This window comes from Pseudomonas moorei (assembly GCF_008801475.1).
GTDB lineage: Bacteria > Pseudomonadota > Gammaproteobacteria > Pseudomonadales > Pseudomonadaceae > Aquipseudomonas > Aquipseudomonas moorei.
Genome location: NZ_VZPP01000007.1, coordinates 144612 through 157116, shown reverse-complemented (window position 1 = coordinate 157116; position 12505 = coordinate 144612). Strand labels below are relative to the sequence as shown.

Annotated in this window: 12 protein-coding genes; 4 read left to right on the top strand and 8 right to left on the bottom strand. The window is 60.7% G+C overall.

Features of this window, described 5'->3' with window-relative positions:
• Nucleotides 1–43: 43 nt before the first annotated feature.
• A complete protein-coding gene (locus F7R06_RS15230) occupies nt 44–985 on the bottom strand; it encodes an AEC family transporter (RefSeq protein ID WP_090320011.1) in 942 nt (313 codons plus the stop codon).
• A 110-nt stretch (nt 986–1095) separates the two neighbouring features.
• On the bottom strand, nt 1096–2202 hold the full coding sequence (locus F7R06_RS15225; RefSeq protein WP_090320008.1) for a mandelate racemase/muconate lactonizing enzyme family protein: 1107 nt from the start codon (nt 2200–2202) through the stop codon (nt 1096–1098).
• A 263-nt stretch (nt 2203–2465) separates the two neighbouring features.
• Here F7R06_RS15225 and F7R06_RS15220 point away from each other — a divergent pair, with 263 nt between their 5' ends.
• Nucleotides 2466–3200 (top strand): FadR/GntR family transcriptional regulator, encoded by a 735-nt coding sequence (locus F7R06_RS15220; RefSeq protein ID WP_090320005.1) that lies wholly within the window; start codon nt 2466–2468, stop codon nt 3198–3200.
• Nucleotides 3201–3355: 155 nt separating this feature from the next.
• Here the strand turns inward: F7R06_RS15220 and F7R06_RS15215 are convergent, their stop codons facing one another.
• Together F7R06_RS15215 and F7R06_RS15210 are read right to left on the bottom strand one after the other, a co-directional pair.
• On the bottom strand, nt 3356–4114 hold the full coding sequence (locus F7R06_RS15215; protein WP_090320002.1) for a creatininase family protein: 759 nt from the start codon (nt 4112–4114) through the stop codon (nt 3356–3358).
• A gap of 67 nt (nt 4115–4181) precedes the next feature.
• Entirely contained in the window at nt 4182–5495 is a 1314-nt protein-coding gene (locus F7R06_RS15210; RefSeq protein ID WP_090319999.1) for an MFS transporter, read from the bottom strand.
• A 138-nt stretch (nt 5496–5633) separates the two neighbouring features.
• On the opposite strand from F7R06_RS15210, the gene F7R06_RS15205 reads away from it, so the two are divergent.
• Entirely contained in the window at nt 5634–6557 is a 924-nt protein-coding gene (locus F7R06_RS15205; RefSeq protein ID WP_090319996.1) for a LysR family transcriptional regulator, read from the top strand.
• Here F7R06_RS15205 and F7R06_RS15200 read toward each other — a convergent pair.
• Genes F7R06_RS15200 through F7R06_RS15185 form a run of 4 tightly spaced genes read right to left on the bottom strand, consistent with a single transcriptional unit; the run spans nt 6505 to nt 10338 of the window.
• The gene (locus F7R06_RS15200) at nt 6505–7362 is read right to left on the bottom strand and encodes a sugar phosphate isomerase/epimerase family protein (RefSeq protein ID WP_090319993.1); all 858 of its coding nucleotides are present in this window, start codon (nt 7360–7362) and stop codon (nt 6505–6507) included. The genes F7R06_RS15205 and F7R06_RS15200 overlap by 53 nt on opposite strands.
• Nucleotides 7359–8099 (bottom strand): SDR family NAD(P)-dependent oxidoreductase, encoded by a 741-nt coding sequence (locus tag F7R06_RS15195; protein WP_090319990.1) that lies wholly within the window; start codon nt 8097–8099, stop codon nt 7359–7361. Before F7R06_RS15195 ends, F7R06_RS15200 begins: the two co-directional genes overlap by 4 nt.
• Nucleotides 8099–9445, bottom strand: coding sequence for an MFS transporter (locus tag F7R06_RS15190; protein ID WP_090319987.1), 1347 nt, complete (start codon nt 9443–9445; stop codon nt 8099–8101). The genes F7R06_RS15195 and F7R06_RS15190 overlap by 1 nt, the downstream gene beginning before the upstream one ends.
• Nucleotides 9446–9504: 59 nt before the next feature.
• Entirely contained in the window at nt 9505–10338 is an 834-nt protein-coding gene (locus F7R06_RS15185) for an amidohydrolase family protein (protein WP_090319985.1), read from the bottom strand.
• Between the two features lie 150 nt (nt 10339–10488).
• Here F7R06_RS15185 and F7R06_RS15180 point away from each other — a divergent pair, with 150 nt between their 5' ends.
• Both F7R06_RS15180 and pcaQ read left to right on the top strand, forming a co-directional pair.
• Entirely contained in the window at nt 10489–11445 is a 957-nt protein-coding gene (locus F7R06_RS15180) for a LysR family transcriptional regulator (protein WP_090319981.1), read from the top strand.
• A gap of 65 nt (nt 11446–11510) precedes the next feature.
• Nucleotides 11511–12440 (top strand): pca operon transcription factor PcaQ, encoded by a 930-nt coding sequence (gene pcaQ / locus F7R06_RS15175; protein ID WP_090319979.1) that lies wholly within the window; start codon nt 11511–11513, stop codon nt 12438–12440.
• Nucleotides 12441–12505: the final 65 nt, after the last annotated feature.

Sequence of the window (12505 nt, the reverse complement as noted above, 5' to 3'; positions counted from 1 at the left end):
TGGCAACTCGACACGAGCGCCACGCCATCCGCCGAGTCCTCCATCAGGCTGCCGCAAGCCCTCCATCAATCAGGTAGATCGCCGCCGAGAACGTCACGATCGACAACACGGTGCTGACCAGAATGGAGGTCGCGGCCTCACTCTGATAGGCGCCGGTCTGGTTGGCGAACATCGCCGGGATGGTCGCCGACGGAAGCGCGCAAAGCAGGATCATCTGTTGTGCGTAAAGCCCGTGGGTGCCCAGTACGACAGTGGCGGCGAACATCAATACCGGGTGAATGAACAGCTTGAGCCCGAGGTTGCCCCAGACTTCACCCGACATCTTCAGTTTCTCGGATGACATGATCAATCCCAGGCACAGCAGGGATACGCCAGGCGTCGCCTTGCCCAGAAGCGTGAGGGACTCCGCGGCAATCGGCGGCATCTTGACCTGCAGCAGCGAGATCAGAATGCCCAGGGCCGGCGCCCACATCAGCGGACGACGCACCGCTCCCGACAGGCTCGACACGAACGCCTGGGTACCACTGCCCTTTCCATCGGCGATGGTGAGCAACATGGTTGTCAGCGGGATCATGACCAGGCTCGCGACCAGGTTCAGCACGAGCACCGAATAAATGCTGCCGGCGCCGTACATCGTGGCGAGGATGGGAATACCCATGAAGGCCGCGTCCGGATAACCATTCACGAAGCCCTTGAGCGTCGCGACCTTGAGATTGCGCGTGGTGAACCAGCCGATCGCCAGCGCAATCGTGTACATGCCCATGATGCCGATAAACGTGGCCGCGACGAACTTGAAATCAAGGAGCTGTTCACGCGGCGTGCTCGCCATCCCGACAAACAGCAGCGCCGGGAATATCCAGCCGAGTACCAGCCGGCTGATCAGCAGGCTGTCCGAATGGGTAAGCCGTCCGCGCTTGCCGGCGATATAGCCCAGCGCGATCACAAAGGCGACGGGCAAGATGGGCCCTACGATTCTGTCTAACATGTCCGCAATCCTCGTATTTATTTTTATCAAGAATGTCGCCATCGCCGATCGCGGCCGACGGCTGTTGCGTCGGCAGGGATCACCCGGCAAAGGCCGGGTGGCTTGGGCGGTCAGGGTTTGAAGCGGTAGTCGCGGATGACGTCCTGGTCCGGCTCGAGACCGAGTCCCGGCCCTTGCGGCACTTCGATGCGGCCGTTACGCGGAATGATCGCGTCGCCATAGAGCTGCGCTTCGAGATCGAAGTAACGCCATTCGACCAGGGACTTCGCACCACCCAGGGCGGCACTGCCATGCACGGCGGCCAGCAGGCCGGGGCCGTCATAAAAGGCGTGAACCATCACGGTGACGTTGTGGGCGTTGGCCAGTGCATAGACTTTTTGCAGCTCGGTGATGCCACCCATTTTTGCCGGACTGGGTTGAATGAAATCGACCGCACCGGCTTCAAGCAGGTGCTGGAAGTCCATCAAGGTCGAGGCGTTTTCGCCGGCCGCAACGGGAATGCCGCCCTGCTTGCGCACTGTCGCCAGCCCCGAATAGTTTTCCGGTGGCCATACCGGCTCTTCGATCCAGCGCAGGTTCAACGGGCGAAGTTTTTCGGTCATGTCCAGCGCTTCGCGCACCGTCCAGGGGGCATTGACGTCGAGGGTGATTTCCACGCCGGGGCCCGCGGCTTCGCACGCGGCGCGGATGACCTCGACGTCAACCTCGTGCAGCTTGAGGTGGCGGAAACCGCTGTTGACCGCGCGTTGCACGTTGACGCGGATGAGTTCGGGGTCGGCATAGCGGATCAGGCTTGCATAGGCCGCCAGCGAAGTGGCTTCACTGCCGCCAAGCAGTTGGTAGATCGGTCTGCCGGCCGCTTTGCCAGCGATATCCCACAGCGCGATATCAATCGCCGACAGGCCGAAGATGAACGCGCCGCTGCGACCGAAGACGTGAAACTTCTTCTGCAGATCGCCCTGCAATTTCTCGCGCCGCGTGACATCGCTACCGATCAATTCGGGCGCGAGGATCGTGTCGATCACCACTTTCACCGCCGGTATCGCGGTGAAGCCGAAGGTTTCGCCCCAGCCGACGATTCCGTCATCCGTGGTGATCTTGACCACGAGGGAGTCGACCATCTGCAGGTCTTTCGGCCCCCATACCCCGCCGGCCGACCGCCCTCCTGTGGTGAAGGGAATCCGCAACGGAATGGTTTCAATACTGGCAATTTTCATAAGACGACGCCTCAAGCAGGTTGCAACGGTGGCGCGGCGACTTTCGGATTTCGCCCGTGCCAGGTTGAGGACAACATACAAGACATCCTGTTGTTCCTCAACTGAACAACTACTGACCCATGGCAGACTTTGATCTAAATCATCATTAAACTATTGTTTTTATTGACTTATTTTATTGATGTCGACAATGAAATTCAGTTATGACTGTCAGGAACAAGTCTTCTGATGTAGATTAAGTAGACAAGTGAGAGGGATGAATCCGCATGAGTGAAATGAATGTGCAACCCGTGGCGCGGCGACCTCATCTGGCCGAGCACATCGCCCGCTCGTTGAGCGATGAGATTGCCTCCGGACGACTGCGGCCGGGTGACCGCCTGCCGACCGAACAGTTTCTCTCGCAAAATTTCGGCGTCAGCCGGAATGTCGTTCGCGAAGGCATCGCGACGCTTCGGGCCCAGGGACTGATCCAGTCCCGCCAGGGTGTGGGCGTGTTCGTCGCTGCCGCGCCCCCCTCGCCGGAACCGTCCCCAGCGCGCGCGAGTGCGCCCTTGCTCGATGGCGACAATACGATCCGCAACATGTTCGAAGTGCGGGCCGTACTGGAGAGCCAGGCCGCTGCGCTGGCGGCGACGCACATGACGCCGCACAAACTCAAAGCCATACAGGCAGCGGTCCTGAGAATGCAATACGAAGGTGAACCGACGCTGGAAACCGTCAACGCTGACCTCGACTTTCATCGCGCCGTGGCCGCCGCGTCGGGCAACGATTATCTCGAGACAATGATCCGCACGGTGCTCGAGCCGATGCGTGCCCTGATCAGCATGACCTTCGCGCGGCGAGGCCCGGTGTTCAGCAATATTCCGCATGCGGCACGCGGGGAACATGAAGACCTGGTGCAGGCTTTCAGCGAAAGGAATGCGGCGGCGGCGCGGCAGATCATGGGGCAGCATATCGTCGCAGCCGCCTCGCGATTTGGTTACGAGATCAAGTTTTTCTGACCTCGTACGCTGGAGGCTGGTTGTATTGTTGTTCTACAAATGAATGAAGGTCGTGATCTGCGACCTTGAAGGCGCCTCATTGGGGCGCCAGTTTTTTCCCAAAGCTTTCAATCGGACAGCCATTGACCCCAATGAGCTGGCCTCGATGACGTGTCTCAGCCGTTGCCGTGAGGTGTCGATTCCCGACTGAAAGCGTCCAGCTCCTGCACCAGGCCCTTGGCCGCCATCATCACCAGTGCATGACCTTTTTCCGGCGTTGCCTGAGCCGGGTCCGAGCCCATGCGACCATCCGGATGGCGCGCGCGGAAGTCTTGTGCTTCGCGGATGGGCCCCCACGCGGCGATCTGGGGCGAATACCCGGCCGACTTGATCGAGTCCGGGTACGCCCATTGGGTCACGGCAATTTCGGACGGGGTGGCATGCACACCATGGCCGGTTGGAAACTGCTCTCGCGCCAGCTCGCCAATGCCTTCGAGGTCCCACCAGTTGCACAGCTTCAGCGCAAACCCCGCCGGACGTCGGGCGAAGCTCGCCTCGGCGTAAAGCTCCGAGAACGCTGCTTCAATCGAGGCGACATTACCGCCGTGACCATTGAGGAACAGGATTTTCTCGAACCCGTGCGCAGCCAGCGACCGCACCCAGTCGCCAATGGCGGCGATGAAAGTTGAGGGACGCAGTGAAATGGTTCCCGGAAAACCCAGGTGGTGTTGGGCCATGCCAATGTTGAAAGTCGGAGAAATCAAGATGTCTGCTGATTTCTGGGCTTCGTGGGCAATGATTTCCGGGCACATCCAGTCGGTGCCCAAAAGACCGGTAGGCCCGTGTTGTTCATTCGAACCGATCGGGACAACGATGGTCCGACTGCGTTGCAGGAATTCTCCGATTTCGGCCCAGGTCGACAGGTGTAAAAGCATCTAAGTTATCTCCATTGCAAGGTTCCTTGCGGAACACGACGATTCAGTTGAAGTTGCCGGTATCTGATCACACAGAGCTGTATTGAGGTGCAGCGTGTTCACCCGATAGCGATCGGCTGCGAGTGATGACCATTGCCGCGCAAAGTGATGCACAGCCAACGGCGACGATGCCCAGGTTCATGTTACCGGTGGCCGTTTTCGCCCACCCAATGACCGCAGGCCCCCAGAAGCCACCGCAAAGACCGATGGTATTGATGAAGGCGATACCGCCCGCCGCGGCTTCGCCCTTGATGTGTTCGGAGGGCATGGCCCAGAACACGGTGTAAGCCATGAAAATCGTGGTGGTGGCCCCGGTCAGCAGCCCCAGCGATACCCACCAGTGCCCTTCTGCAAACGGAAACGCCAGCAGCAGAACCGCCCCGATGCCCGCGGGCACTGCACAGTGGTAGCGCCTTTCACCGACGCGGTCGGATCGGCGCCCTATCAGGTACATGCCGATTGCGGCCCCGATATACGGAATAGAGGAATACCAACCCAATTGCAGCGTGTCATCGACACCCTGGGCCCTGAGGATGGCCGGCAGCCAGAAGCTCATGGCGTAGATCGAGAAAATGATGCAGAAGTAAGCCGATGCCAGGACGTAGGTTTTCGGGTCGCGCAAAACAGCCCTGAACGAATGGGTTTGTCCCGCTGATGTACCCACTTCTGCCTCCAGCAATTGCTTTTCTTCAGCACTCAGCCAATGGGCGTCCGAGGGCCGATTGGACAGCACAAAAAAGGTCAGGATACCGAGGAACACGCAGGGAAGACCTTCAATCAGAAACATCCACTGCCACCCAGCCAAACCGCCGATGCCGGAAAGCGTGGTCATCAGCCAGGCGGAAAGCGGACCACCGACTATGCCGCCAATGGGCCCGGCGATGAACACGATGGCAATGGCGCGGGCCATGCGTGTCGGACCGTACCAGCAAGACAGGTAATAGATCATCCCCGGCGCGAAACCGGCTTCGAATACACCCAGCAGAAAACGCATCAGGTAGAACGTCGGCACGTCGCGGACAAAGAGCATGCAGGCGGAGGTTATGCCCCACAACACCAGAATGCGACTGAATGTCTTGCGCGCCCCCACCCGGGGAAGCATCAGGTTGCTGGGCAGTTCAAACAACACGTACCCCAGAAAAAAGATACCGGCCCCTGCGCCATAAGCCGCGTCGGAAAGCCCGAGATCACTTTGCATCTGCAGTTTGGCAAAACCGACGTTGATGCGGTCCAGATAGGCGAAGACATAGCAAATGAACAGCAGCGGCAGCAGCCGCCCATTGAGCTTGCGGTAAAGGGCAGACAGGGCGCCACTTCGTGCCGTCGGTACAAAGGCTGACATAGGGGTCTCCGTTTTATTCTTGTTGGCCGGTGGGGGGGGGTGCCAAAGGATGGTGCCCCGACGACAAAAACCCAGCAAGAGCAACTAAGTTCGCGTACCGTTGCTCTATAGGCAACGCAGCTTTCAGGGATACCCGACATGCGCGAGATCAACCAGCAACGGCTTCGGTATTTTCATGAGGTGCTCGTCCACGGCTCGATTCGAGGCGCCGCAGACAGCATCAACACCTCCCCCTCGGTGATCACCCGGCAGATCAAGTTGCTGGAACAGGAGTTAGGGGCGAGGCTTTTCGAACGGCAGGCGCGCGGTGTCCAGCCGACCGAGGCCGCCGCGCATTTACTGGAGTTCTGGCGCGGGTACCGGTCTCACCAGGAAAAGCTCGAAGACCAGTTACAAGCGATCAAGGGCCTGCAGCAAGGTCATGTGCGTGTGGTGATCAGTGAGGGTTATGTCGATGCCCTGGTCGACAACGTGCTCGCGCCGTTCTGCAAACAGTACCCGAAGCTCGATGTCACCCTGGACATCCTTCCCGTCGATGACGTGATGAACGAAGTGGCAGAAAACCGTGCGCATATCGGTCTTGCCTATAATCCGCCGCTGCACGCGCAGATCGACTTTCGTGCAACCTCATCGCAGCCCGTCATGCTGCTGGTGCGCCCGGATCATCCACTGGCCTTGAACGGTCGTGCGGCCACCGTCGAAGACCTGCTCGCCTGCCAACTGGTCTTGACGCCCACCACGTTCGGCATCGGCCATGCGATAAAAATGCTCGAGTATGCGGAGAAAATCGAGATCCGCCCGGCGCTGGTCAGCAACTCCCTGGCAGCCCTCAAGCGCCTGATCGCTGCCGGGGATTTCGCTTCGTTGCTGGGAGAATTCGCGGCCTATCGGGAAATCGCCCAGGGCAGCCTGGCGGCCGTCCCCATCGACCACCCGATCTTTCTCGGCGTCGAGGCGAAACTGCTGGTCAAGTCCGGCCGTCCCCTGGCCGCCCCCGCCCAAGAGCTGCTCAACTGGATGCTGCAGCGCTTGCCGATGTTTGAGCCGGGTGAAGAAATGTGATCGGCGCGCCTCTCAGTGCGCTGGTCAACCAGGACCGGGTGATCGCGAAAGCTTGAGCCAGCCGCTCGGGGGCGCCAGTTGCGGCGCTTGGGATTTCCACGCTCCAGTGCACCTGAGGCGGTAGCGCATCGAACAAATCGGCCAAGGGCAGTTGGCCCTGACCAGGCGGCAAGCGTCCCTCGCGGGCTTCGCGGATGATGCCCTCTTCCGCAGGAGCCAGCGCCGGCGCATCGCACCATTGCACACCATGGATGTAACGTCGGTCCAACCGGGCCACGGCCGTGGCGTCGCCGCCGGAGCGAAACAGGTGCAAGGCATCCAGCAGCACGCCGCCGTTGACCTGGCCCGCCGCCGCGATCAACGCGACGGCCTGTTGCAGGTTGGCTATGTGGCGCCAGCGCATGAACTCCAGATCGATACGCAAGCCATAACCAGCCGCCAACTGGCACACCGCCGCGAAATTATCCGTGAGCCGGGAAGGCTCTGGATCGTCGCCCGACACCGTAAGGCAACGCGCCCCCAGCTGCGCCCCGGACTCCAGCAATGACGCAAGTCCAGCGACATCCACTTGCGGCGTCAACTCGACGAACTCGATCTCATTGACCACCATGCCTTCGGCATCCAGCGTAGATTTCAACTGCCGCAGTGCCTGGCTGCCGGGTACCAACGGGTAAGCGATGCCACCGGCCATGGCAGGGTGCAGTCGCAGCCCGACCGAGCTGAAACCCGCACGCGCCGCCTCGCGGACCAGCACGGCGGGCGCAAGCTCAAGTGCGGTGAGATGCGCTACACCCAGGCCGCTCAATAGGTTGCCCTCCCGCCGCTGAGGTCGAACACAAAGCCCGTGGTGAAGCTGCATTCGGGCCCGGCGATCCAGGTGACCATGTTGGCGATCTCCTCGATTTGCAGAAAACGCCCCATGGGAATCTTGGCCTTGCTCGCGGCAATGTGCTCGGGGGTCATTTCCGCCATCAGCCCGGTTTCCACCATGGCCGGCGCGATGCAATTAAGCAGTACGCCGTCCTGGGCCAATTCCTTGGCCGCCGCCTTGGTGAACGCGATGACACCGGCCTTCGCCGCCGAATAGCCGGAGATGTATTGCACGCCATCCTTGCCCGCCATCGAGGCGACATTGACGATGCGCCCGTAGCCGCGCTCGCGCATGTGCGGGATGACCGTGCGGCAGCAATAGAACACGCCCGTCAGGTCGATGGCGATAACCTGGTCCCAGGCAGCTGGCGGGTACTCCCAGCAAGGGGTTACCGGCCCATTGATACCGGCATTGTTGACCAGGATATCGACGCGCCCCTGTTGGGCGACGACCTCCTTGAACCCCGCCTCCACGGACGCCAGAGAAGCGACGTTGACGGCTTGGCGCATCACCGGTTCAAAGCCGTTGGCGACGCTGTCCCAGCCATCGACCGCCAGGTCCCAGATGACTATCTGTGCGCCCGCGCTGTGCAAGCGCCGGGCAATGCCCAGGCCTATGCCACGCATGCCGCCGGTGACGATGGCCGTCTGGCCTTCCAGGTATCGAGTCATCAAATTGCTCCTTGTTGAACGGATTGGATATCAGGCAGGCGGCGCAGATCGCGCACCATGAACAGGTAACACAGCGCACCCATTACGGTGATCGAGGACACGAAAGCCAGGGCCCAGACGAACGAGCCGGTGGTGCTGACAATGACGCCGATAGTCAACGGGGTAACGATGCCGGCCGCATTGGCGAACAGGTTGAACACGCCGCCGCTCAAACCGAGCAGACCTTTGGGTGCAATGTCGGACACGATCATCCAGGCCAGCGCCGACATGCCCTGGGCGAAATAGGCCACGCACAGAATGGCGATCACCAGCGCGTCGGAGTCGACGTAGTTGGCCAGCACGATCACCGATGCAGTCAAAAGGCCTGCGATCACTGGCAATTTGCGGGCGACATTCAGCGAGTAGCCGCGACGCAGCAAGGCGTCCGATAACCAGCCACCGGCCAGGGTCCCGAGGGAAGCCGCGATAAACGGCAGCACCGCCACCCAGCCCACCTTGAGCCAGGGCATGTGCCGCTCGGTGACCAAATAGGTGGGAAACCAGGTGAGGAAGAACACGTTCGTCGAGTTACAGGCAAACTGCCCCAGGCAGATCCCCAGCATGTTGCGATGCTTGAGCAACGCCGGGATCTGCGACCAGCAGAACCGCGTGGCCTTCTGTCCCCCATCAATCACCCCGCCACCTTCGGCAATGTAGTCAAGCTCGGCCTGGTTGGCCGTGGTCGACTCATGGGGTTCGTGATACTTGCGCCACCACACCAGGCCATACAGAACACCCAGGATCCCCACGGCCATCAGCAGTACGCGCCAGCCATGGGCATGCAACACCCAGAACAGCAGCGGCGTGAGAAATGCCAGCCCGACGTACTCGGCGAAGGTATAGATACCGGTCGCCCGGGCCCGCTCACTCTGTGGGAACCAGGTCGCTACCACCCGACTGTTGGTGGGAAAGCACGGTGCTTCGCTGGCGCCCACCAGCAAGCGAAAGCCCAGCAGCGAAAGAAAGCCTTGGGCGAGGCCTTGCAGGCCGGTGAACAGCGACCATAAGGTCAGCGCCAGCCAGTAGGTGAACTTCGTGCCCAACCGATCGATCAGGATGCCCCCGGGAATCTGCGCGGCCGCGTAGGTCCAGGAAAATGCAGAAAAGATCAGCCCCATCATGACGGCATTCAGGCCCAGGTCGGCACTGATGCTGGGCGCGGCGATGCCCATGACGCTGCGGTCCAGATAGTTGATCATGGTGCCCCCGGAAATCAGGGCCAGGATCATGAATCTCGTGCGTGTTCTGGCGGTTTGCGTCGCCGGACAGGCGAGCGTCGACGCTGCGAATCGATTGTCGGTCGTCATCGTTTTGTTCCTTGTTATTATCGGAGGGTATTACCGGCAGCCCCCAGCCCGGGGCTGGTTCAACGTTCGCCAAAGCCGAACAGTCGGCGTGGCGTGTCCCACATCACCTTCCTGCGTTCACTGAAATCGGGGATCAATCGCTCTGCCAGCTTGAGCAATGGTCCGTAGTCCACCCGAGATTGCTCGCGAATGAACGGCCAGTCCGAGCCCCATACGCAGGCATCCGGGCCAAACGCCTGGAGCAACGCCCCCACGTACGCACCGGCTTGTTCGTCGAGATGATCGTGGGCGGCAAATTTCTGCATACCGGAAATTTTCACCCAGGCCCGCCCGCTCCCGGCCAGATCCAGCAGCGCCCGGAACCCCGGTTGGCCGAGACCTGCGCGGACCTCGGGGCGCCCACAGTGATCGATGAGCAACCGCGGCGCTGTCGACTCGATCAAGCCCAGCAACCCGAGCAGTTGGTCGCCTTGCACCTGGATCTGGGCGAACAGGTCCAGTTCGGCGAGCCGCCCGAAAAGCCCGGCCGCGTCATCCATGACGGCCACGCCTTCCAGTGCTGGATTGAAGGCGACGCCGACCACGCCCTGCTCCTTAAGCCCGGCCAGTTCGTCCAGGCGGGCGTCATGGTCAACAACGGCGATACCCTTGAAACGGCCCTCGCCCTGCGCCAGCGCATGCAGCAGGCAACGATTATCGGTGCGGTAACCACTGCTCGGCCCCACGAGCAACGCGTGCTGTACGCCATAGGCATCCATGACCCGAACGAACTGTTCCAGGGGCGCGACTTCCTGCCCGGCGGGTGCGTAGATTGTGTCGGCGCGATAGGCAAACCGCGCCGGGTCAAACAAATGGTTATGGCAATCGATCTTGGGTTCGTCGTAGATGCTCAAGGCTGCTCCCGCCAAGCGTCACTGCGCTTGCTAACTGATCTTTGTTATTGTTCGCCGCGCTGGGCGATGCAGTTGCAGTGAAGATACGACCCGGCCGCTAACAGCGCTCATACAGAGATCGCTCGAACAATAACCAAAGGTTAATGACCCATGCCCAACGGCGAAGCCCCCTACGCCAACACGATGGTGTTCAAGCTGCGGCACATGGAAGTGTTCCGGGCGGTGATGCTGACGGGCTCGATCAGCGGAGCAGCAAAAATGCTCTACGTGTCGCAGCCTGCAGTCAGCAAGCTGATCGCTTATATCGAGAGCCGGCTGGTCTACCGCTTGTTTCAGCGCATCAATAATCGCCTGGTGCCCACGGCCGAAGCCGTGATCCTTTACCGGGAAGTCGAGCGGGTTTACCAGGCCGCGCTGGCCGTCAACGACTGTGCGCTGGCCCTGGCCAGCGGCCCCAATCGACAGTTGCGCATCTGCTGCAGCGCTTCACTGTCGACGGTGGTCATCCCGTTCGCCCTGGCCCAGCTCAAGCGAGAACTGCCATCGCTGAATATCGAATGGCAAACAACGCTGATGGGCGATATGCCCAATCAAATCCTTTCGAAGAAAGTCGACCTGGCGATCTCGGCACTGCCGCTGATCCATGACCATCTGCACTCACAGGCTTTCATGCGTGCACGCATGGTCTGCGTGATGCCGGCTGATCACCCTTTTGCCCAGCGACCTTCCTTGTCGCTACACGACCTGGTCGATCAGCCGTTGTTGCTGTTTCGCCCCGACATGCCTTTTGGCCGACTGCTGGCCGAGGAGATCGAACGCCAGAGCCTGAACCTACGCTCCATGCTGAATTTCACCAATGCCAACGAAGCGGTGGCCCTGGTCAAGCAAGGCATGGGGTTGACCATCATCGATGAATTCGTGGCCCAGGACAGCGGCCTGACGGTCGTCCCCTTGGATGAGGCGATTGAGTTTGAAATAAGCTTTGTCTACTCACGGTTCGAACCGCTTTCCGAATCGGCCACCCAACTCATGCAGGTGCTGTATCGCCAGGCCGTCAAACTGGGAAGGCTGATCCCTGGCTTCGAACTACTGAACGTCGGCCGATAACCGCCTATCATCAGCAGCAGGCACCCGCAAGAGTGCTTGCCACACCACCAAGGCAGAACACCTGATTGAACATCGATACCCGAATCAAATTCCGTCATCTGGTGTGCTTTCTCGAAGTGGCGCGCCAGGGCAGCCTGGCACGTGCCGCCGACAAGTTGGCGATCAGCCAGCCGGCGCTTTCCAAGACCCTCAAGGAACTGGAAACCCTGCTGGAGGCCACCCTGTTTGAACGGGGCAAAAAGGGTTCGACGCTGACCGAGGCCGGTGCCGCCTTCCTGCGCTACGCCGGGCCGAGCGTGCAATCGCTGCGCGAAGGGGTCAACAGTCTGCGCTCCGGCGTGCATGAACCGGTTACCGTGCAGCTTGGTGTGCTGTCCACCGTCGAAAGCCTGCTGGTTCCTGAAGTGGTTCGCCGCCTGCATGACCGACACCCTGCCCTGGTGGTCAGTGTCATGACCGGGCCCAGCGCTTATCTGCTGTCGCAACTGCGGGTCGGCGAACTGGACCTGGTGGTCGGTCGGATGACCGATAGCCCGTTGATCTCCGGTCTGACGTTCGAGCACCTCTACAGCGAGTCGATGACCCTGGTGGTGCGCGCTGGCCACCCGGCCCTCTGCGATCCGCAGGGGCATAAAAACCTCGAGGACTATCCGCTAGTCTTGCCGTCGGCGGGGACGACGATCCGCAAATTCGCCGACAGCCTGTTTGTACAGCACGGGATAACGCCATCACGCCAACGCCTGGAAACCCTGTCGATCGCCCTGAGTCGGCGCTACGTGCAATGCAGTCAGGCCATCTGGGTGGCGCCCTATGACGCTGTCAGGCAGGACTTGAGGCAAGGTGAGTTGGTGGAGCTGGACCTGGGGATGCGCGAACCCGGCGGTTCGGTGGGGGTGTGCAGCAATCCTGCATTGCCGGTGACGCCAGCGGCGCAGTGGTGCGTGGAAGCCCTGCGCGAGATCGGGCAGGAATATCGCGAAGGACAATATCCATAACCATCTGGATATGGATAGGGTCGTTTTTTTCAGTTTTGCATCCGGTCGCGCAGGAGGAAACTGGG